The following is a 20,941-nucleotide window of genomic DNA, read 5'->3' as shown; positions in this document are numbered from 1 at the left end:
GTTGATTTAAAAAGACTAAATTGAGACTGTGAAGAATTGTACTTAAACTACGGGTGCTTTAGTTGAAGATTATGGGGTTAAATAAGAATTCTTTTTCTTTTTAAACACTCAGAAGGAGAATAAATATGCAGATTATTATTAAAAAATACGAGAGAATAGACGAAGAACAGTTTGCCCGGTTATTACATTTATGTTTTGAGGAAGAATATTTACTAAGTATTGTATATAGCTCTAAATTGAAATTTGCATACTCTGCTTTTTTAAACAATAAGTTAATAGGCATTGTGATTGCTTGGACAAGTAGTTTCCATCCGTATTGTACTTACTTTCGAATATTAAGTAATCCGCTTTATAAAAGGTTAAGTATTGAAGAAAAATTGTTATCTTATGTTGAAAACCTTGAAACGATTAACTTTCCTCTACAGACTTCAGTTTGGGAAACTTCAGCTAACTTAAGAGATGTTTATGAAAACAACGGCTTTAATGAAATTAGAAGAACGTATATGCCGAAATTAAAGGTAACTGACGTTAAAGACGATGGTCCCCATAAAAGCGAAAAATGTGTAATAAGAACTTTAGAGGAGGTTATATCAAAACCAATGCTGGTTGAAAAGCTAGCTCTAGTTGTAAAAAGAAACTATGAAAAAACACACTTAGTAAATCCAGTAGTAGAAAAAGGATTGGAAGAATGGAAAGAAATGATCCTCGCAGACGATGTAGTACCAAATGGAAGTTATAATTACTTAGGCATCGATGAAGAGGACATAATAGCTTATTCATTTCTTCATGAGTCAGATAGGAAAGATACTTTAGAATTAGGCTGGTGTGGCTCATTTGAAACTCAAAATAAAGAGTTAATACCTCAATTAACATTCCAACAAATAAAATATGCTATTAAACATGATATTCAATTTATTATGGGGGAGTTTGATACCACTGATAAACATGCAATGGAAGTATTAAGTACCTTCCCATTTACTCCATGCCCTACTTGGATTACTTATCAAAAATAGCAAAAGAGAATGTTTTCTTGTTCAACAAAACGGGTGCTTTAGTCAAATGCCCATATCGATGGTCAATTTTTACGCCAAAACATCATGGAGTTTTTGGCGATGTAATGTGAAATGTAACACTAAAACGAACGCCTCAGTTTAGTTGAACAAGAAATAGATAGGTTTACATTGGAGGAAGATTTTATGCCGAATTGGAAAAGAGAGATGATTGAAACTTCTCGTGGATGCTTTGAGGTTTTTGTAAAAGGAGAGGGTGAACCTGTTTGTATAACTCATCACTATTCTGAATTTAATGAGACTGGTGACTATTTTGCAGAAACATTTACAGACAATAGGAAAGTTCTTTTAGTTAACTTAAAAGATGCTGGAAGCTCAGATAAAGTAAAGAATGGTTATGAATTAAGCATGGTGGACGCAGTGCTTGACCTTGAAGAAATTCGAAAAGTGAAAGGCTTCTCATCATGGACATTTGCTGGACATTCTACAGGAGGAATGATTGGGGTGTTATATGGAATTTATTTTTCAACTTCTTTAAAATCCCTTATTCTTGTAGGCTCTTCTGCAAGAGAATATAGCTCATCTTCCAGTAAGTGTATTTATAATGAGGGACATCCAAAATATAAAAGAATGCAAGAATTGCTGGAACTTTTAAAACTTCAAAGCCTAGAGGAAGCTGACCGGAGTAGGTTGGCTAAAGAAAGAACTCAATTATCCTTATTCAGACCTGAAAATTATGAACTATATTTTTCGAAAAATATTATGAAAAAAATGTCTGCAAATAGATTAAATTTTTTTAGTAGAGAACAACTGATTTTTGACGTTACTCGCAGATTATCAGCGATTAAAACAAGAACTATCATTCTTTGTGGTAGACATGATGTTCAATGTCCTGTGGAATTCTCAATTGAAATGAGCGATTTAATTCCAAATGCTTCATTACATATTTTTGAACAAAGTAACCATTATCCTTTTTTAGAAGAAGAAATCGAATTTAAGCGTGTTCTACATATCCTATTGTCATGATCTTATTCAACTAAGGGGTGCTTTAATTTAGGACTAAATAAAAGCCACCTCATTTCAATTTTTAATGAGATGGCTACTTTTTATATTTAAGTGACGGAATATTAGACTAATTGTGATTGAATAATATGGTCATTAACAAATGCTCTTATGAAAAATAATTCATTATCATTAGGGTCCCTGTTATTTTCTGCCTTAAAGCACGCTATAGCATTTTCTAGTGAAGCGGATTTTACAGCTCGATTTGATGTTGTTAACTCTTCCCAATATATATTCATTTCATTGGAATCGCAAATCGATTCATGACCAAGTAGGAACATTTCGGCTTCATATTTTTGAATGTCTTTAATCATAGGCATTAGCAACGATTGCTTGAAATGAAATAATGAATTTGTGGTTGTACCATATGCACAATCACCTAAAAAAATAACTTTTTCATCGGGAATATAAATGATTGTAGAGTCATCTGTATGAGTACTTTTGATTCTTTCAAGTATGCAAACTTTATTGCCTAAATCAATAGTTAATGTATTTTCAAAGATTATATCTGGAGAGTTCAACTTAAAACTATCCCTGTTTGGCATATCGCTTTGTATAATCTTCATACACATAGCACTCATCTGATTAGAATTCACATAATTTTGGAGTGAATTATCGTCATAGGAATAACTTTCCCATTCTTTTATGATATCGTTTGTTTGCCTATTAACTATAACAGTCGCATTAAATTCATTCATTCCTAAGAAATGATCCCAATGTGCATGGGTAATTACCACATATTTAACTGGTGGTACATTTAGCTTCTCGATTTCTAGTAAAAAATCTTTAGCATGCTGAGTAGAATTACCAGAATCTATTATTAGACTAGAGTGGTCACCATATATCAATCCTAATGTTGGTCGTTCTCTATCATCTTCATTAGATAAATAATAAATTGTATCACTTAATTTATTTAACATGTTATTTCTCCTCTTTTTTAGATGTTAGTTACATTAAGAGAAAATCTACATGTTTATTCTAAAATTAATAAAATAATTTAAGATTTTCTCATTTTACTTTTTTACCATTGGACTTGTACCTCCTCTTTTCACTAATGAAAAGTATAACATAATCTAATTATTTGTTAAGAAAATTTTGAATATTACTTGTTTTCATTTTTCAATTATTTATAGTTCACAGTTCGAACATATTTTGTAATAGAAGAGAATGAGTTTATTCAACTAACGAGTTTTTAAGTTAAACATGGCCATCTTTTCGAGGGTCTATTTTTATGTCCAACACATTAAATTGATATTGGTGATCCAATGTTAAATGTTACACTTAAACTAACGCTCAGTTTAGTTGAACAAGGTTAAATAGGAAATTATGAAAAGAATAGTAATAATATTTAGGAGGGTTCAAATGCATATAGACAATAAAACAGTATTAGAGTTAGTGGAAATTGATAAATATGACGTCTTAGGTTTAATAGAACTTTCTGCATCAGTTGGTTGGGATTATGATAAACATGAAATTAGAACTGTTATGTCATCTGGTAAAATATTCGGACATAAAAATGCTGAGGGAAAAATTGTTTCGAGTGCTGCAATAATACCTTATGATACTGATTTAGCTTCAATTGGAATGGTTATTGTTAATGAAGAATATCGAGGTTTAGGCTTAGGAAAAAAGGCTACACAGAAATGTATAGACAGTGTTTCTCAAAATACCTCAATAATGTTAATCTCAACTGAGTATGGGAAACCCTTATATGAAAACTTGGGTTTTAATACTGTCGACTATGTACATAAGTATTTAAGTGATAATTATATTCCAACTAAATTATTTAATAATCGAGAAATTATCATAGAGAAATACTGTGAGAATGATATTAATGAAATTATTGAATTAGATTCGGCTGCATTTGGTGATAAGAGAAGAAAATTACTTCTTAACAGGATAAATCAATCAAAACATTGTTTAGTTGTGAGAAATCTAAAGGGAAAGATTATTGGATTTGGATTATCCATTTTAGGACCAGTAAATCTATTAATAGGACCTATTGTAGCACCAGATTCACAAACAGCTGCTTTAATAATCGATAGGTTAGTTATTAATCATCAAGGAAAGTTAAGGATTGATGTGCCATCCAATAATGATGAGTTAATGTTATTCTTGGAGAAAAGCGGATTTGTAAAAGTTAGTAATCCACCGATAATGATAAAGAACTCTTTTAATATGCCATATAGGAATAAAGAGTTATTTGCTATTACTGCACAAATCTTTGGTTAAGGATGGCAATATCCTTATTGCAGTTAAATAAGACCATCATTTAGATGGTATATTATTACGTCCAATACATCAAGTAGGTTTCGGCTATCCACTGTGAAATGTTAGATTTAAGCTAACAAAGTATCTAATTCAATAGAGGGAGACGAAAAATAATATGATAGAATCATGTAGATGTAATGAAACATATGATTTAAAAGTTGAAGCAGATATAGCTGCCGACGCAATTTGGTATAATAAATGTTACTGTAACTTTGACATAGAGTATGTTCCAATTTCAACTGATTTGAAGGCTGAATTAATGGAGTGGACAGTGAAATATGGTAAATGGATTGATTGGGATAACGATGGAATAGTTCCTAATGGAATTGAACTTTAAGAAAGACATAATAAAGAAGGATTGAAACTAACAGAAAAAGTACAAAAAGAACTTGTAAGAAAATATAACGTTTCGTTTTCCCCTTCTACATTTGCAAAAAGATATGCAAATAAAAAACAGTAATTCTTTTTGCACTACCAGGTGCTTTAGTTGAAGAAGGAACACTAAAAAATCATTTCACCGAAAGCTAAAAAAGAATTGCAGTAACTAAACAATTAAAAGACTAAAATTAGCGTCTTACTCATAACTGGGTAGGTCGCTTTTTTTTGCCCCGAATTTGCTACAAAGTGTTAATGAAAAATTATAAAAAGTGAAAGTAATAGCTTTGCTTACTGAGTTTGAATTGCTTATTGTGATGGCTTATTTTGGAAATAAATAAAAAGGAAAGATAAAATGAAAAAAGTAATTATATCAATTATGATTGTGCTACCCATTTTTGTATTGCCTATAGCAGCTTTGGCAGAAAGATTGGAAGTTTATCTTTTCCGTGGGAATCTAGAAAGTTCTACAGGATGGGGGTATGTTAATGTGGAAACTCTCTACATGCAGGTGTTGATAATCATGGCTTTACTTTACCTCATCCAGTTGCTTTTGGGCTACTGTTTCCAAGTGCAAAATAGTTACAAAAGGTGGTTTAGAAAATTAAACAGTTAACAAATCATATGCTATCGGTGTATTTGTAGGACAATACAAACTTACATTAGATTACTAGCGGATGGTTGAACATGTAAATAGTGGACTACAAGTGAAGGATTCTAAGTAAGAGTTGTATAATTTTTTTGATCACTGAGGTCAACTTTCGTGGATGTGGGAGATGGACGATCATACCTTCAATCCCCATTAAACCCAAAGAAATTACTGAATCTTATATCTTTGACAGAAGTGGCTTATGGCAACAAGCTATCTACTTCACTTGTCGCCATAATCTTTCCGTTATCCTAAATCACTGCTCCACACCATTGTATAAATCATTACAACTACCCATGAAGTCTCCACTGAAACTGATTTTATTTATGCGGTCGCTTTGACTAAATGTGCTGTTTCTAGGCGACGACGTACGACAACACCAAACCATGCAGCTAGTACTGCTTTTATTACACCTACGATAATAAACGGTGCCACGCCACCCATAAATGCTGCCGTCCAAGTTAAGTCAGCTAAGATTTTCAACCAAACTGTCCCGAATACCAATGTGACAACCATACCAATTAAATTAGCTACAATCGCTTGTGAAATTGTGACACCAAATTTTCTCATGTAAAGTCCCATAATTATCGCTGATGGCAAGAATCCAACAATATAGCCGCCTGTTGGACCAAATACAATCCCTAATCCGCCTGACATTCCACTAAAAACAGGCATCCCTACTGCACCGACTAATATATATATTATCACCGATAATACACCTGATCTCATACCTAAAATGGTAACGACTAAACCGATTGCTAAAGTTTGCCCTGTAATTGGTACGAGTGGTAGAGGAATCGTCACTTGCGCAAGTATAGCTATAATTGCTGCACCAATTGCCGCTAATACGTATTGATAAGTATCACCCTTTTTCAAAATAAACTGCCTCCTTTAATGTGTTAACTATTATCGGATATAAGGTTAACACAAAGTCGAGCACTTTACTAGCAACTTTTACGAACTAGTATAAATAAGTTAGAGCGTTGTTTTTCCAATTTAGATACAATATTAGTTAAAATTTTCGAGATTCGAATATTCAACTAACGCAGCAGTGTAGTTGAAGAAGGAAAAGGTTCTTTAATTGTCGAAATTAAAGATTAAGGTATTCTATTCTACAAATAACAATTTATTAGGAGGAATTAGTACATTGAAAACAATAGGTTTAATCGGTGGGATGAGTTGGGAATCTTCAAGTGAATATTACCGTTTAATAAATGAAGAAATAAAGAACAAATTAGGTGGATTACATTCAGCAAAATGCATTCTATATAGCGTTGACTTTGAAGAAATTGAACGTTATCAAGCAAATGGTGATTGGGAAAGTGCTGGACACACTTTAGGGGATGTGGCAATCTCTTTAGAAAAAGCTGGAGCAGATTTTATTGTTATTTGTACAAATACAATGCACAAGGTAATTAATTATATTGAAGAAAAAATAAATATTCCAATTCTTCATATTGCTGATGCAACAGCAAATGAAATACAGAAAACTAATGTAGCTTCAGTTGGGTTACTTGGAACTAAATATACGATGGTACAAGACTTTTACAAATCAAGAATTGAAGCTAATGATATAAAGGTATTAATTCCAGATAATGAGGATATAGAACTTATAAATGAAGTGATTTATGAAGAATTATGTTTAGGTAAAATCAATCAAACGTCGAAAGAATTTTTTATAAAAGCTATAAAGAGTTTAGTTGATAAGGGTGCCGAAGGGATTATATTAGGATGTACAGAGATTGGATTATTAATAAAACAAGAGGATTCTGAAGTTCCAATATTTGATACAACAGTAATTCATGCTATTGAATCAGTTAATAAAGCAATTGAAAAATAAAGTTATCTTATCCAACTAATGGGTGCTTTAGTAAAGTAGAGCAACGTCTTTTAAGACGTTGCTCCTTTTCCATTTAAAAGTATTTCTGATAATACTCCTTCCTAAACCTTCCGCTCAGCTGAGCATAGATCTTGGTAGTTTCACTCTTTTCATGCCCCATAAGACTTTGCATGACTTCAATAGGAGCTCCATTATTCATCAAATAATTTGCGTAGCTATGTCTAAGTTGGTGTGGATGAATCTTTCTTTATTAATTTCCGCACGATTGGAGATCCACTTGATGATTGAGTGGAAGGATATTATTCCAGCACTTGCTCAATCATATACAGTAATTGTGCCAGATTTGAGAGGTGCAGGTTTATCTGATAAGCCAGTAAAGGGATATGATAAGCTCACTTTAGCGAAAGATATTTACTTATTAGTAGAGCAGCTTGGCTTTAAAGAAGTATCACTAGTAGGACACGATATAGGTGCGATGGTCGCATTCACTTATGCAAATGAATATTCTGAAGAAACAGCTGCTGGTTTAATTGCGATTCAAGTGTTCCAATCTGAAACGGATATTGTGGTAGCTGATTTTGTTATGTTGAATGTTGGTTTATTATTATTAATGTTTGCCATCAGCGTTATTTCGTTCTTTTTCTCAAGCTATTGCAACTTAACGAAAAACTCACTTGCATTTGGTGCTGCTATTTCCATTGCGTTTTTCTTATTTCAGTTGATGATAGCCTTAATGTACTTAGTTACTTCACAATTAATGCATTATTTGATACAACTGCTATTCTAGAAGGCGAAAACTATTGGTGGAAGCTTATCATACTTTTAGTACTTGGCATTGTTCTCTATATAGCGAGTCTAGAAATATTTAAACGAAAAGACCTTCCGCTTTAATCTTATTAAAAACGAGCATTCGAATCATTAATTTCGCATGTTCGTTTTTTCTATAGTGAAAACGGTATATTTCACAGTTTACAAAATGGATTTTCAGAAAATACATACAGTGTGTGGTCATTTGTGAAATTATGCACTTAAAGTAACGGGTGCTTTACTTCAAGAAGGAGTATAGCCTTTTCTTATTGAAGAAAAGATGCAGTTTAGTTTAACAAGAAGGTTTTCTTGCAATTATGTCGAAGTTGTAATTTAGTGAGTTAGCTAATGTGAAAAGCAAAAAAAAATGGAGTATCTTTAATCAAAGTTAGGAGAATATCTATGAAGGGTAAAAGAATCAAAGTAAATACAATTGATAGTCTTAAACAGATCAGCAGGTTAGTTAAATAAGCCAAGTGGATTTCCGAAAATTTCTAATGATAAATTTGTTTAATATTGGAACTTCATACTTCTATTTATTTCAAAAGTATTAAAGTTAAGAGCAGTTAGTTCAAGAGTGTTGTTTAACTTGTGTTCAACAATCGGGTAGATTGTGAAAAGGGTGCGATAAAAGAAACAATGGAGTTGGAGAAATTTGAAGCGAATATTATTACTAATTTTAATGGTTTGCGGTATTCTAACTGGATGCGGGGGGAATAAAGTAGCTATTTCAGAAAGTAATTTAGAAAACGCAAATGACAATTTGAAAAGTTTTATTGAGAATGTAGAAAATGATGAAAAAGGTACAGGAACTGGTATTTATATATACAACGATTCTAAAAATCAACGCTATTTGTATCTTAATCAAGATTTCTTGGATGATGGAAGGGGTTTTGGAGATATAGATATCAAAACGGACGAAAATTCGATAAACATTTATCTGAATGACATTTCTATTTCTGAGGGTGAAGCAGACACATATAAGTTATACAAAATAAATTTCAAAGGGGACTATGAGTACCTGAAAGTTTTTAAGAATGGTGAGGAAACCCATTTTGGAGGAATTGGGGTTTAGTAGATGTTATGCCACAAATGGGCACGATTGTTTAATATACTCTCTTTTTTCTTCTTCAACTAACGGGTGCTTTACTTCAAGAAGGAGTAAAGCTTTTTCCTTATTGAACTAAAGCGGCAGAAGAGTTGAAGAAGAATGATTATATAAAATAACAGCCTTATCAACTTACTTGATAAGGCAAAGGTTCACTCTTTTTTTGATTCTTCACGTTCATTTTTTTGTTTTTGCTTTAACCAAAAATCGGGTGGTATGGGGGATTACTTATGACAAAAATAATAATGGAGACAAGTGTAGTGAATGATATTCCAATTTTAAGTATTTTTCAGGAGAAATTATATAGTTGTCCGTTGGTATTTTTTATTCATGGTTATGGGGCGGATCGTGAACAAGCTATCGACTTTGGATATATGCTTGCAAAGAAAGGCTTTTATTACGTAAGCATGGATTGTAAAGGACACGGGGAAAGAAATGGAAAAAATGAGAGCAACAAATTCCCTCAAGTTTTTCCAGGAGATTCTGGCTTGGATACCTACGTCCATATGCACGAAGTTATTGAACAATCAGCAATCGATATACAGAATTTAATTGAATACTTTAAAGGTAAAGAGAGAATTGATACAAATAAAATTGGTATATCTGGTTTTTCCATGGGAGGCTATGCGTCATTTTATATATCGGCAAATAACCCTGATATAAAGGTTGCTATTCCCATAGCAGGTAAACCTTCATTTACAAAATCATGGCTTGATACCATTACTTCAACTGCTACCTATGAACAATGGAGTACACAGATTCAAGATGCGATGAAAGAAGTTGAAAAACGAACTGAGTACTTTCAAATGATAGACCCTTTCGATAAGTTGAGTGGGTTTTTTCCAAAGCCATTGCTAATTATTAATGGTGACCAGGACATTGATTCGCCGTACTTTTATTCATTGGAACTCTACAAGAAGTTATTACCGTTGTATTCTGAACAACCTGATAAACTTAAACTTAGTATGCCTTTTATTAATCATCAATTTAATCATAGTATGAAACTCGAAGCGTGCGACTGGTTTGAAAAACATCTTGGCTAGTAATTGTATTGTAGAAATTATAGTTTGGGAGGACATAGGCATATACAGTAAACAGGCGCGATTGTTTAATAAGCGTCGCTGTTCTTTTTAAACTAACGGGTGCTTTAGTTAATCATGACTATCATTTCGATAGTCTATTTTTACTTCCAAAACATCAAGAAGATTTCAGCCATACAATGTGAAATATTACACTTCAACTAACGCGGCAGGTTAGTTGAAGTGTGTTGTTTAACTTTAGTTCAACAAGCTGGCCTTTTAAGGTGAATAAGATTACATAAAAAGTCGATTTCCCAACGTAAAGGAAATCGACTTTTTTAGATTAAATTTTTGCTTAATTATAAAAGTTTTACTTTAAGTTCCTTTGATGAATTTAAAAAATGCTGTTGACTATTCAGTTGAACTGTATTACATTGTTATTAAGTCAAACTATATAGTTGAACTGAATACAGTAGAGGGTGAGAGTATGAAACATAAATTATTGCCGTTGTCTGAAACCATGCATTATATTTTATTAGCTTTACGTGAACCACTCCATGGCTATGCCGTAATGCAGAAGATAGAAAAAATAAGTAATGGTACTGTTATTTTAGCTGCTGGTACATTATACGGTGCAATTGAAAACTTGAATAAACATGGTTGGATTGAAGCTGTTGGAAATTCGGGTCGGAGAAAAATTTATATGGTAACTACAGAAGGAAGCGACATTTTGAAAATGGAACAAGAAAGGCTATCGCATATTTTATCATTGTATGAAGGGAGTGAATCAAATGAAGAAGTTTAACGTATTTTTTAATATTGAAAAAGAAGAGCATTGGCTGAACGTGCAATTGCAAAAAGGCTATCGCTGTACAAATATTAGTGGATTAGGAATATACACTTTCAAAAAAACTGACAAAAGACATGTTATGCGACTTGATTATCAAGATTATTTATCAAAGTATAAGTTCGAGGAATATAAAGGGATTTATGAGGATTTTGGTTGGATTTATATAAAAGGGTACTGGCTAGGTGGAATACGATATTGGCAAAAAGAAGAGGATGATCAAAATGAAATCTTTTCTGATCGCCAATCAAAGGGTAATTATTATAAAAGGTTAATGGGTTATTCAATTGCGTTGAGTATGCTATTTTTGGCTTATTCTTATATGCTCTACAAGGATCATTCGGGATTATATTTTGAAGGTCTTTGGAGTATGAATGGTGCATTATTTTGGAAAGCATTCTTATTTGAAACTCCATTTGTCCTGTTGAAGTTGCTTCCAGCCTTCATGGTTGTTTTCTTTGGTAGCAGTTTCTATAAAGCTTTTCGAAAGTATTCAATGTTAAAAGAATAATAATATCTTAGGGAGTTAAGTATGAACTTTTTTAATCCAAAGAAGTAATTGGGGATAATGTATCTAACACAATCGGGCGCAATTGTTGAATAAGCGTCTCTTTTCTTATTAAACTAACGGGTGCTTTAGTTAAAGATCATGGGTTGCTTCGGTAGCTCTTTTTTCTTATTGAACTAACGAAAGCAGTTTATTGCAATAAGATATTTTTTAGGTAGTAAGCAGGAATATGATGAATATTGTCGAAATAATAATATACAGCAACATACTGCAATAAATCGAAAGGAGGCATAAGACAGTGGAAAAATTTTGGAAAAACTCTTTGAAATAATATATTTCGAGGAGGAAAAATGAATGACGATAAATTTTATTACTAGTAAAAATATAAATAGAGATCAATTAGAAAGATTATATAATGATGTAGAATGGTATGCTTATACACAAGATTTAGAAGTTCTTCAATACGCAATAGAACAATCATTAGAAGTTATATCTGCTTGGAATGGTGAAGAATTAGTCGGGTTAATTCGTATTGTTGGTGATGGATTAACGATTATCTATATTCAAGATATCCTTGTGTTAAATGCTTATCAAAATCAAGGAATTGCTACTCAACTGATGCAACAGGTTATGAAGAAATATATAAATGTTCGTCAAAAAGTTTTATTAACCGAAGAAGCCCATGACGTAAGACATTTTTATGAAAAGAATGGTTTCCAATCTTGCGATAACGGTTCCTTAGTAGCATTTGCTAAGTTTAGTTAGGGTATATTCAAAAAAAGACAAGTCAGAGTTTGGACCTATAAATTAGGTGAACTCTGATTTTTTCTTTTATAACAACGGTGTGATTTTACATATTTTTTAATAAGCAACACAATGAAGATTGTGAAAAAAAATACTCAAACAAACGGGTGCTTTACTTTAAGAAAGAATAAAGCCTTTTTTCTTATTGAACTAACGCAGCAGATTAGTTTAATAAGGACTTTTCTTAAAAGAGGTGAGGTGAAATAATGATTTGGATTTGCTTGGCACTTTTTCTTGTGCTATTTTACGGTATTATTATAAAGAGTAACTCAAAAACACAACATAAGTGTTTCTCTTTTTTATATTGACAATTTCTCTGCTATTGAGTGAAGATATATTTGATTTCTTATTAAAAATAAGTTTGTTTTTACCTTTTGTGCTTGGTATGTTAGGTATTATTTTTGGATGGGCTGGAATTAAAGGTGAGGTAAGAGCTGACTGTAGGGGTAGCTTTTTCTTATTGAACTAACGCTAGAGGTGAGTTGAATAAGTTAATATGTTGTTATGGAGAAATGATTATAAAGAATGGGCTGGATTTAGTGAAACAACAAACGTTAAATAAAAATTTTACAGGTCGATAAATCAAGAAACTGTATAACTTTCGTTAATCAATATACGTGTTAATTTATACTATAATGAGAAATAATGCGATGGAAAACAGGGAAAAGAGGGAACCGATGCCTACTATACTAGTTGCTGACGACGATGCGAACATCCGCGAACTCGTCTGTTTATTTCTACGCAACGACGGATTCGCAACAGCCGAAGCCGCGGACGGCAAGGAAGCACTGGACGTCTACAACTCAACGCATGTCGATCTTGTCGTACTCGACATTATGATGCCAATTATGGATGGTTGGACGTTATGCAAAGAGCTCCGAAGAGCCAATCCTGATCTTCCTTTACTTATGCTTACTGCGAGAGGAGAAACTTGGGAGAAAGTGAAAGGTTTCGAACTAGGCACGGACGACTATTTAACGAAACCATTCGATCCATTAGAGTTGACGGTTCGTGTTAGGGCACTACTCAAACGATACAAGATTGGCTCCACGCAGAGGATCCATTTCGGGAACGTAATCCTTGATCGACAGACTTATAAGGTGATGAGAGGGACGGAGTCGTTTACGTTGCCACTAAAGGAGTTCGAATTGCTGTATAAGCTCGCAGGAACACCTGGACAAGTCTATACGCGCGAGCAGTTAATCGATCAGATTTGGGGTATTGATTACGCCGGAGATGATCGAACGGTAGACGTACATATTAAACGGCTTCGTGAACGGTTCGCGACGACACCCGATTTTCGGATCGAAACAGTGCGCGGGCTTGGGTATCGGCTTGAGGTTTATGAATGATCAGATCCTTATATATACGTGTTGTACTGACATTTCTAGTCTCCATCATCGGTGGCACGATCATTTCTTTTTTTGTGTCAACTTGGATATTCGAAGATAAATTGAACGAAAACGCTCAAATCAACTTACGGAACTTTGGCCAAGACATCGTCCGGATTTACAAGACCCTTCCGTTACGTGAAGCGGACTCGTTCGTAAGTGAAATGAAGCAGCTCGATTCCTATTATATTCGAATTTACGAAACAACGGGTCAGTTCCAGTCTTATGGAAAACTTCACGGACACAAACCTGCGCCTGTGACGATGGAGCAACTAAAGAAAGTATTAGATGGAGGTGTTGTTCAGGACACTCCGAATGGTATTGCTACAGTCCTCTTAGGCTTGCCGTTGAAAACGGAAATGGGAACGAAAGCGATGTTTTTGGAAACGCTCGCCCCTCCTTCTGCCTCTTTTGTCATAAAGTGGGCATTGATCTTTGCAACCTGTTCATTGATTGCAGGAAGCTTATTTATTCTAGTTGCCTCTGTATTCCTGGTAAGACCGATCAAAAAGCTGACAAAAGCGACCAAGCGGATAGCATCTGGAGATTTTAACGTCAAGTTGAATATTAAGCAAACGAGTGAGCTGGGTACTTTGGCTCGCAGCTTCGAAGAAATGATGCACGATCTGCAGCAACTTGAACAGATGCGCAGGGAATTCGTAACGAACGTGTCGCACGAGGTTCAGTCTCCGCTCACTTCGATATCCGGTTATGCTCTAGTGCTTAAGCAAGTTGACCTCTCAGATCACGAACGAAGCCGTTATCTTGATATTATCATCGCAGAAGCGAAAAGGATGTCCAAAATGAGCGATAGCCTGCTAAAGCTGAGTATACTTGAATCGCAGTCAAAGCAACTACGGCTCACCACGCTTAGCCTCGATGAACAAATCCGACGGGTAATCGTGGCGCTCCAGCCGCAATGGTCTGCTCGCAATATACATTTCGAGCTTGATTTACAGACAGTTAAAGTAACAGCTGATCATGACCAGTTAAATCAGGTATGGACGAATATCCTCAGAAATAGCATCAAATTTTCCGAGGATGGCGGAGTGATTAACGTAAATATCAAACAAGATATCAAAAACGCGGCAGTCCGAATATCCGATACTGGTATTGGTATTCACCTTGAGGACCAGAAGCGTATATTCGAGAGGTTTTTTAAGGCTGATCGTTCCCACAGTCGTAAGTATGACGGTAGTGGTATGGGACTCGCTATCGTTAAACAGATCGTATCTCTTCATCAAGGTGACATCCGAGTGGAAAGTGAACCTGGTCAAGGAACGACCTTCATTGTAACCTTGCCAATCACTACACCAACAGATTAGGTAGATTCATTCTCTATGCTACGGCTCATATGCAAGCTTCCTTGCATATGAGCCGTAGCATTTTTTTCACAGTTCATATTAAGTTCATATTGTCGTCATTGGGAGTACATCTTCATTGGTTAAGATTTTATTACTGGCACATGAAGAAGCCAATCAAACAGGACAGGAGAAGATGACAGTGACACAACAAGAGGAAAAGAAAACTCGGAGTGGAGTGAAAATAAAGAAAATTCGAAATATTTTACTTAAAATCATAGGAGCATTCGTTATAGTAATTGTTCTTTTTCTAGGCATTGTTTATACCGTTAATGTGATCAGTAATCATTCGGAGCAAAAAAGAATAGAGTCCTATGGTCAGCATGTATCTGTAGACGGGAAAAATATGAATGTTACCATTCAAGGAAAAGGCGAAGAAACCGTCGTGCTACTACCAGGGTATGGAACGGCAGCACCAGCTCTTGATTTTGAGCCGCTAATAGAAGAGCTATCACCATTTTACAAAGTCGTCATAGTTGAACCTTTTGGTTATGGATTAAGTGATCTAACCGAAAAGGAACGAAGCACTGAGAATATTGTGAGTGAAATTCATGAAGCTTTACAGGGTCTTCATATTGATCGTTATGTTCTAATGGGTCACTCCATTTCAGGGATTTACGGACTCGATTATGTGAACAAGTATCCAAACGAAGTGAGTGCATTTGTCGGACTCGATAGCAGCGTTCCAACGCTAAGGGAGAAGAGGTTCTCATCTTCAGAAATAGAAACTGTTAAACTACTCAAAAAATCAGGTTTCTCCAGATTGCTAATGAAACCGGATACCGACGTATATGCTGAACTATCCTATGATGATCAAACAATAGAACAAATCAGAATTCTTATGCACAAAAACATGTATAATCCCAACCAATTAAATGAAATTGAAAATATGTATTCTAATTTTAAAAGGGCAGAAAATTCAACATTCCCCAAAAATCTTCCTGTTATTTTCTTTATCCAAGCGAATCACCCAGCAACGGATAGATGGATACCCGAGCATGAAAAGCAAATAAAAGATTCTGTACATGGCAAATTGATACTATTGGAAGCAGGACATTATTTATATCGTTCACATTCCAAAGAAATAGTTAAAAACTTTAGGACGTTTATGGAAGAAATCCAATGATTCATCATGTGCAAGCTTCCATGCATATGATGCCGCAGTATTTTTTTGCTTGTTCATATTAAGTTCATATTGTCGTCATGGGGAGTACATCTTCATTGGTTAAGATTTTATTACTGGCACATGAAGGAAGCCAATCAAACAGAACAGGACAGGAGAAGATGACAGTGACACAACAAGAGGAAAAGATAAAGCGGAGTGGAACGAAAATAAAGAAAGTGCGAAACATCTTACTTAAAATCATAGGAGTAATCATTATAGCCATTGTTCTTTTTCTAGGTTTTGTTTATATCGCTAATGTGATGAGTAGTCATTCGGAGCAAAAACGAATAGTGCCCTACGGTCAGCACGTATCTGTAGACGGGAAAAATATGAATGTGTTAATTCAAGGCGAGGGAGAGGAAACGATCGTGCTCCTGCCTGGTTATGGAACAGCTTCACCAGGGCTTGATTTTAAGCTTCTTATCGATGAATTATCTCCATTTTACAAAGTTGTTGCGGTAGAGCCTTTCGGTTATGGATTAAGTGATGAAACTGAAAAAGAGCGAACCACGGAGAATATGGTAAGTGAAGTTCATGAAGCTCTACAGCAGCTCAATATTAACAGATACATGCTCATGGGCCACTCCATTACAGGCATTTACGGAATTGATTATGTGAACAAATATCCAAACGAGGTGACTGCATTTGTCGGAATCGATAGCAGTGTTGCAACACAACCGGGTATGGATATCAAATTCCCATTAAAAACGTTTGCATTTCTCAAAAAATCAGGTCTCTTAAGATTGACCATGAAAATAAGTGCTGACCCCTATGCTGGACTGTCATTTGATGAAAAAACCGTAGAGCAAATGAAAATGATTTCGAATAAAAACATGTATAATGAGACTACCTTGAATGAGATGGACCATATTTCTTCTAATTTTAAAGGAGCTCAAGGTTTAACCTTCCCTAAAGATCTTCCACTTCTTCTCTTTGTACAAGCGAATAATGAAGGTGTAGCAGGATGGATACCTCTGCATGAAGGGCAGATCAAAGACTCGGTACATGGAAAAGTGGTAACCATGGATGGATCACATTATTTACACCATACCAAATTCAAAGAAATCGCTGAAAACGTTAGAGTATTTATGAAAGAAGTAAAGTAAGTGTACAGAGAAAGGTTCATCCGCTATTTTATCCATTTGACAACAGTCTGCAAGACCATCATATCGATGGTCTATTTTTTTATCCGAAACATCAAGTAGATTTTGGCGATCCATTGTGAAATGTTACACATTAAACTAATGCGGCAGTTTAGTTTAACAAGAAGTAGGTGTTTTTTTGAATCGTATCAAAGTAATTTATTAAACATAGGAGGTAATCTTTTGGATAAAAAAACATATCTAATTTTAGGGTCGTTATTCATTTTAACTAGTGGACTAATTTTTACGATTGAACGCTTAACTGCAAATGTTTATTGGTCTGCACAAATAAAAACTGGAACGTGGGATACTATTCCACAAACAATGCCATTATCCGATAACCTTTTTACAGGGCTATTTTTCTTTGTTGGTATTGTCTTTATTATTGTGTCTTTCAAGAAGGAAAGGTAATTAAACTGTGGTGTAGCGCTGATTTTGCGCTAAATGGATGGCTAACGGGTGTTTTACTTTAAGAAGGGGAGTAAATCCTTTTTTCTAAAAACTAAAGCGGCAAGTTAGATTGGGGTAGTGATGTGGGGAAGAAAATATGGTTGTTAATTAGTTTAGTTCTGACAGTAGTCCTAATATGGTGGATAAGTAAACCAAGCAATGACACAACTGTTGTTTATTATTTACCAGAAGGTTTTAAAGGATGTTTTAATATTTATTTTAACCAACCTAAAGAGAAAGAACTGGAAATCATAGATGATACCTTGCTATTGGTAGTACCTGAAAATGGGGATATTCTAACTTCATCACCATCAAAGTTTATTACAGATTTAGGGTGGCACAAAAATAAAGCCTTTTATATAGACTAAGATGGAGAACCAGTCAGTGAAATAAATATGATGGAATTTAATATCGGACTCACTTGGAACGGCAATCCGTTGTCCGAAAGGATGAAGGGAACGTTCGACCCAAATCAAGAACATTGTTATTGACGTTGCCTCTTCTTCAACTAACGGGTGCTTTAGTAAAAGAACATGGTTTGCTTAAGCAACTCTTTTTTCTTATTAAACTAACGCGCAGGTTAGTTTAATAAGCAAAAATGGACTTTTGTTAATATGGTAAAAATTGTTTTATCTTTATTAAAAAAGGAAGAACTTTGTAGTGAACGGTAACGTCATAATATTAAGTTAAATGAGGGGTGAAATTATGGGGTTATGGTATTTCTTAATATTATTTTTAGGATTATTTTTATTAATTAAGGGGCTACTTGGCAAAAAAAGATTTAGCTTGGTGCTTATAGGATTATTATGTATTTCGTTCTCAATATTTATGTTTTCTCCAGGTAGTGATGAAATCATTTCAGAATTATTCAATTTGAATTAAAGTGTAGAATACTTATAGCTATTTTCACTAACGGGTGCTTTACTTCAAGAAGGAGTAATTTTTCTTATTGAACTAAAGCACCAGGTTAGTTGAAGAAGAAGGTTTTTCTGCGATTGTATTGAATAAGTTAATATATGTAAATTATTGAACAAAAGGGGTGTTTTACTTCAAGTCTTGGGGTTGCACTTTTTTCTTGAACTAACAGTGCAGTTTAGTTGAAAAAGAATATTCGTGAGGAGCGAATTTATATGATTGTAAAGAAGTCACCTAATGATATTTTTCAGGAGTTAAGAGAAACAACCGAGTGTTTGTTTGGTATACATTTAAAGAACCCTATTCCAATCAATCTAGGATTTTTAAATTTAAAATGGAAAGTTCAAACGGAAAAAGGATTACTTTTAATTAAGCAGATAAGCAAAGAACGGTATGCTTCATATGATGATGAGAAAATTTTTTTGGAGCAAGATCTTGCTTTGTGTGAACAGTTAAGACAGTTCGAAAATGGAACACTATGTCCGAGAGTATTAGAATACAAAGATAATGTCATACATAAAAGCTCAAGTGGGGAAAGATTTATTATTATGGAGTATGTAGATGGAAAAAATCTTCTTCCTGGTACTTTAAATGAGAAACAGATGTATAGTCTAGGTCAAATGACTGGTCATATGCACAATGTTTCAAATGATGGGACATACAACAATGATAGAAATCCAAAATTTATTCCTCCAAGTGTTGAACAACGCTTAGACTATTGGAAATCGTTTTATAATACGGGCGAAAACAACGATATGTTTTTAAAGTTGGTGGAAATACAAATTAAAGCAACTAAACAATTTAATTTAGATATGGTTAGCTCCTGTGAGACAGGTTGGTCACACCGTGATTTATGGGTTGATAATATTCTATTTATTGGTGATCAGTTATCTTCAATTCTTGACTTTGACCGTTTTGCTTTTGATTATCCTGAATTAGATATCGCAAGAGTAACTATGTCAGGGGCATTGAATGGTAATGCTTTTAATTCAAATTGTGCTAAAGCTTTTTTGGAAGGGTATAAAACAAAGAGAAACCTTGAAAAAGGGGTATTTGTTCGATCTCTTTATTTGTTGTGGTACTTAGAAAGTGTTTGGTGGATACGTCCTAACCTCAATCAAGATAGGTACCAAGAAGTACAATTTCAAAATGAGATGATTTGGTTAGGGGAAAATCTTTCTGAGTTAAGAACAATGTTTGGATCTTGGTAAACATTTTAACTGGAATCATAGGGAATTTCTTATTAAACTAACGGGTGCTTTAGTTAAGTAAGACCATCACTTTGATGGTCTTTTTTTACGTCCAAAACATCAAGTAGACTTCGTCGATCCATTGTGAAATGTTACACTTAAATTAACGCGGCAGTTTAGTTTAATAAGTAGTGTGAATTTGACCACACTGCTTTATCTTTTTTAATACAATAAGGATTAATTTTGAAAGAAGATATGATAGAATTTAAGGAATAAGAATCAATTAAAAGGTACTAATAAGTAATTATGTAGAAGGTGATTTTATGAGTTCTTTAAAAGGAAAAAAGATTTTGATAACAAGTGGAGGGACACTTGAAAAATGGGATAATGTTAGGGGACATACTAATTTAGCAAAAGGTACAATTGGGTGTTATTTAGCTGAAGAAGCATTAAATAAAGATGCAGAGGTTATATATTTACACGGATATTTTGCTAAACTTCCAGAAAATCATACGAAAATGCGTTTAATCCAATTTGAGGGTGTATATGATTTAGGTGAAAAAATCAAAAATATTGTTCAATCTGAACATATTGATATTGTAATAATGGGGGCTGCCGGTTCAGATTGGGTTGTTGATAAGGTATTAGACCAACGAGGAAATCCACTACTGGAGGCTGGAAAAATGTCTAGTGATGAACCTCCAATAATTCATTTTAAAAAAGCACCGAAAATATTATCACAAATAAAAAAATGGAATCCAAACTTATTACTTGTCGGGTTTAAGTTAGAACATACAGATGATATTGATTACTTATTCGAAAGGGCAAAACTTCGGATGACGGCTTCTAATTCCCAATTTATGGTCGCTAATAAAACAGGTTCATTATATGGTGAAGAAGCCGAACATTTTATTGTTTCTAAATTTCAAACACCTCGAAAATATATTAGTAAAAAGGATACGGCTACAGGTTTAATAGATTTACTTGCAGATTATATAAACTAACTATTCATCTTAAACTAACGGGT

Annotated in this window: 23 protein-coding genes; 20 read left to right on the top strand and 3 right to left on the bottom strand. The window is 34.0% G+C overall.

All coding sequences use genetic code 11. The annotated features are described in order from the left end of the window. Nucleotides 1-125: 125 nt before the first annotated feature. Together KD050_RS01165 and KD050_RS01160 are read left to right on the top strand one after the other, a co-directional pair. A complete protein-coding gene (locus KD050_RS01165) occupies nucleotides 126-1,013 on the top strand; it encodes a hypothetical protein (protein WP_211894455.1) in 888 nt (295 codons plus the stop codon). Between the two features lie 168 nt (nucleotides 1,014-1,181). Further along, nucleotides 1,182-2,036: an alpha/beta fold hydrolase gene (locus KD050_RS01160; RefSeq protein ID WP_235753894.1), complete on the top strand. Its 855-nt coding sequence runs from the start codon at nucleotides 1,182-1,184 to the stop codon at nucleotides 2,034-2,036. 101 nt (nucleotides 2,037-2,137) lie between these two features. On the opposite strand, the gene KD050_RS01155 is transcribed toward KD050_RS01160, so the two are convergent. Continuing rightward, a complete protein-coding gene (locus KD050_RS01155) occupies nucleotides 2,138-2,992 on the bottom strand; it encodes an MBL fold metallo-hydrolase (RefSeq protein WP_211894454.1) in 855 nt (284 codons plus the stop codon). 442 nt (nucleotides 2,993-3,434) lie between these two features. Here KD050_RS01155 and KD050_RS01150 point away from each other — a divergent pair, with 442 nt between their 5' ends. From KD050_RS01150 to KD050_RS01140, 3 genes are all read left to right on the top strand, one after another. Next, the gene (locus KD050_RS01150; protein ID WP_211894453.1) at nucleotides 3,435-4,304 is read left to right on the top strand and encodes a GNAT family N-acetyltransferase; all 870 of its coding nucleotides are present in this window, start codon (nucleotides 3,435-3,437) and stop codon (nucleotides 4,302-4,304) included. Between the two features lie 154 nt (nucleotides 4,305-4,458). Then, nucleotides 4,459-4,680: a hypothetical protein gene (locus KD050_RS21210; RefSeq protein ID WP_235753893.1), complete on the top strand. Its 222-nt coding sequence runs from the start codon at nucleotides 4,459-4,461 to the stop codon at nucleotides 4,678-4,680. Between the two features lie 393 nt (nucleotides 4,681-5,073). Next, a complete protein-coding gene (locus KD050_RS01140) occupies nucleotides 5,074-5,334 on the top strand; it encodes a hypothetical protein (protein ID WP_211894452.1) in 261 nt (86 codons plus the stop codon). A gap of 357 nt (nucleotides 5,335-5,691) precedes the next feature. Here KD050_RS01140 and KD050_RS01135 read toward each other — a convergent pair whose 3' ends face one another. Next, nucleotides 5,692-6,243 carry a biotin transporter BioY gene (locus KD050_RS01135; protein WP_211894451.1) on the bottom strand — a complete coding sequence of 184 codons (552 nt, stop codon included), beginning with the start codon at nucleotides 6,241-6,243 and terminating at the stop codon, nucleotides 5,692-5,694. A 271-nt stretch (nucleotides 6,244-6,514) separates the two neighbouring features. Between KD050_RS01135 and KD050_RS01130 the strand changes: the two genes are divergently transcribed. Then, nucleotides 6,515-7,207 carry an aspartate/glutamate racemase family protein gene (locus tag KD050_RS01130; RefSeq protein ID WP_211894450.1) on the top strand — a complete coding sequence of 231 codons (693 nt, stop codon included), beginning with the start codon at nucleotides 6,515-6,517 and terminating at the stop codon, nucleotides 7,205-7,207. Nucleotides 7,208-7,280: 73 nt separating this feature from the next. On the opposite strand, the gene KD050_RS21205 is transcribed toward KD050_RS01130, so the two are convergent. Beyond that, a complete protein-coding gene (locus tag KD050_RS21205; RefSeq protein WP_235753892.1) occupies nucleotides 7,281-7,406 on the bottom strand; it encodes a hypothetical protein in 126 nt (41 codons plus the stop codon). Between the two features lie 81 nt (nucleotides 7,407-7,487). On the opposite strand from KD050_RS21205, the gene KD050_RS01120 reads away from it, so the two are divergent. The 14 genes from KD050_RS01120 (at nucleotide 7,488) to KD050_RS01055 (ending at nucleotide 20,918) form a co-directional block, all read left to right on the top strand. After that, nucleotides 7,488-7,994: an alpha/beta fold hydrolase gene (locus KD050_RS01120; protein ID WP_211894449.1), complete on the top strand. Its 507-nt coding sequence runs from the start codon at nucleotides 7,488-7,490 to the stop codon at nucleotides 7,992-7,994. Between the two features lie 675 nt (nucleotides 7,995-8,669). Next, nucleotides 8,670-9,089: a hypothetical protein gene (locus KD050_RS01115; RefSeq protein ID WP_211894448.1), complete on the top strand. Its 420-nt coding sequence runs from the start codon at nucleotides 8,670-8,672 to the stop codon at nucleotides 9,087-9,089. 263 nt (nucleotides 9,090-9,352) lie between these two features. Next, a complete protein-coding gene (locus KD050_RS01110) occupies nucleotides 9,353-10,165 on the top strand; it encodes an alpha/beta hydrolase family protein (RefSeq protein ID WP_211894447.1) in 813 nt (270 codons plus the stop codon). 463 nt (nucleotides 10,166-10,628) lie between these two features. Beyond that, nucleotides 10,629-10,946: a PadR family transcriptional regulator gene (locus tag KD050_RS01105; protein ID WP_211894446.1), complete on the top strand. Its 318-nt coding sequence runs from the start codon at nucleotides 10,629-10,631 to the stop codon at nucleotides 10,944-10,946. Then, nucleotides 10,933-11,499 carry a DUF2812 domain-containing protein gene (locus tag KD050_RS01100; RefSeq protein ID WP_211894445.1) on the top strand — a complete coding sequence of 189 codons (567 nt, stop codon included), beginning with the start codon at nucleotides 10,933-10,935 and terminating at the stop codon, nucleotides 11,497-11,499. Before KD050_RS01105 ends, KD050_RS01100 begins: the two co-directional genes overlap by 14 nt. Nucleotides 11,500-11,850: 351 nt before the next feature. Next, nucleotides 11,851-12,261, top strand: coding sequence for a GNAT family N-acetyltransferase (locus tag KD050_RS01095; protein ID WP_211894444.1), 411 nt, complete (start codon nucleotides 11,851-11,853; stop codon nucleotides 12,259-12,261). Nucleotides 12,262-12,977: 716 nt separating this feature from the next. Beyond that, nucleotides 12,978-13,652, top strand: coding sequence for a response regulator transcription factor (locus tag KD050_RS01090; RefSeq protein ID WP_211894443.1), 675 nt, complete (start codon nucleotides 12,978-12,980; stop codon nucleotides 13,650-13,652). Then, nucleotides 13,649-15,016 (top strand): sensor histidine kinase, encoded by a 1,368-nt coding sequence (locus KD050_RS01085; protein ID WP_211894442.1) that lies wholly within the window; start codon nucleotides 13,649-13,651, stop codon nucleotides 15,014-15,016. Before KD050_RS01090 ends, KD050_RS01085 begins: the two co-directional genes overlap by 4 nt. Before the next feature lie 172 nt (nucleotides 15,017-15,188). Next, on the top strand, nucleotides 15,189-16,178 hold the full coding sequence (locus tag KD050_RS01080; RefSeq protein ID WP_211896163.1) for an alpha/beta hydrolase: 990 nt from the start codon (nucleotides 15,189-15,191) through the stop codon (nucleotides 16,176-16,178). 164 nt (nucleotides 16,179-16,342) lie between these two features. Continuing rightward, on the top strand, nucleotides 16,343-17,323 hold the full coding sequence (locus KD050_RS01075) for an alpha/beta hydrolase (protein WP_211896162.1): 981 nt from the start codon (nucleotides 16,343-16,345) through the stop codon (nucleotides 17,321-17,323). Nucleotides 17,324-17,542: 219 nt separating this feature from the next. Continuing rightward, a complete protein-coding gene (locus tag KD050_RS01070; RefSeq protein WP_211894441.1) occupies nucleotides 17,543-17,770 on the top strand; it encodes a hypothetical protein in 228 nt (75 codons plus the stop codon). A gap of 122 nt (nucleotides 17,771-17,892) precedes the next feature. Then, nucleotides 17,893-18,177 carry a DUF6843 domain-containing protein gene (locus KD050_RS01065; protein ID WP_211894440.1) on the top strand — a complete coding sequence of 95 codons (285 nt, stop codon included), beginning with the start codon at nucleotides 17,893-17,895 and terminating at the stop codon, nucleotides 18,175-18,177. Between the two features lie 762 nt (nucleotides 18,178-18,939). Further along, nucleotides 18,940-19,935 carry a phosphotransferase gene (locus tag KD050_RS01060; RefSeq protein WP_211894439.1) on the top strand — a complete coding sequence of 332 codons (996 nt, stop codon included), beginning with the start codon at nucleotides 18,940-18,942 and terminating at the stop codon, nucleotides 19,933-19,935. Nucleotides 19,936-20,237: 302 nt separating this feature from the next. Then, complete coding sequence (locus tag KD050_RS01055) at nucleotides 20,238-20,918, top strand: phosphopantothenoylcysteine decarboxylase domain-containing protein (protein WP_211894438.1); 681 nt, start codon at nucleotides 20,238-20,240, stop codon at nucleotides 20,916-20,918. Nucleotides 20,919-20,941 lie beyond the last annotated feature (23 nt).

The sequence above is a fragment of the Psychrobacillus sp. INOP01 genome, assembly GCF_018140925.1.
Taxonomy (GTDB): Bacteria; Bacillota; Bacilli; order Bacillales_A; family Planococcaceae; genus Psychrobacillus.
The sequence above is the reverse complement of the archived record's forward strand: the minus strand, read 5'-3'. Positions and strand labels throughout refer to the sequence as shown.

What these genes read in the sequence shown, in the direction of transcription:
- KD050_RS01105 (WP_211894446.1), top strand. Translation starts at nt 10,629, where the DNA reads ATGAAACATAAATTATTGCCGTTGTCTGAAACCATGCATTATATTTTA.
- KD050_RS01165 (WP_211894455.1), top strand. Translation starts at nt 126, where the DNA reads ATGCAGATTATTATTAAAAAATACGAGAGAATAGACGAAGAACAGTTT.
- KD050_RS01055 (WP_211894438.1), top strand. Translation starts at nt 20,238, where the DNA reads ATGAGTTCTTTAAAAGGAAAAAAGATTTTGATAACAAGTGGAGGGACA.
- KD050_RS01100 (WP_211894445.1), top strand. Translation starts at nt 10,933, where the DNA reads ATGAAGAAGTTTAACGTATTTTTTAATATTGAAAAAGAAGAGCATTGG.
- KD050_RS21205 (WP_235753892.1), bottom strand. Translation starts at nt 7,406, where the DNA reads ATGAATAATGGAGCTCCTATTGAAGTCATGCAAAGTCTTATGGGGCAT.
- KD050_RS01090 (WP_211894443.1), top strand. Translation starts at nt 12,978, where the DNA reads ATGCCTACTATACTAGTTGCTGACGACGATGCGAACATCCGCGAACTC.
- KD050_RS01150 (WP_211894453.1), top strand. Translation starts at nt 3,435, where the DNA reads ATGCATATAGACAATAAAACAGTATTAGAGTTAGTGGAAATTGATAAA.
- KD050_RS01110 (WP_211894447.1), top strand. Translation starts at nt 9,353, where the DNA reads ATGACAAAAATAATAATGGAGACAAGTGTAGTGAATGATATTCCAATT.
- KD050_RS01060 (WP_211894439.1), top strand. Translation starts at nt 18,940, where the DNA reads ATGATTGTAAAGAAGTCACCTAATGATATTTTTCAGGAGTTAAGAGAA.
- KD050_RS01085 (WP_211894442.1), top strand. Translation starts at nt 13,649, where the DNA reads ATGATCAGATCCTTATATATACGTGTTGTACTGACATTTCTAGTCTCC.
- KD050_RS01095 (WP_211894444.1), top strand. Translation starts at nt 11,851, where the DNA reads ATGACGATAAATTTTATTACTAGTAAAAATATAAATAGAGATCAATTA.
- KD050_RS01155 (WP_211894454.1), bottom strand. Translation starts at nt 2,992, where the DNA reads ATGTTAAATAAATTAAGTGATACAATTTATTATTTATCTAATGAAGAT.
- KD050_RS01140 (WP_211894452.1), top strand. Translation starts at nt 5,074, where the DNA reads ATGAAAAAAGTAATTATATCAATTATGATTGTGCTACCCATTTTTGTA.
- KD050_RS01080 (WP_211896163.1), top strand. Translation starts at nt 15,189, where the DNA reads ATGACAGTGACACAACAAGAGGAAAAGAAAACTCGGAGTGGAGTGAAA.
- KD050_RS21210 (WP_235753893.1), top strand. Translation starts at nt 4,459, where the DNA reads ATGATAGAATCATGTAGATGTAATGAAACATATGATTTAAAAGTTGAA.
- KD050_RS01120 (WP_211894449.1), top strand. Translation starts at nt 7,488, where the DNA reads ATGATTGAGTGGAAGGATATTATTCCAGCACTTGCTCAATCATATACA.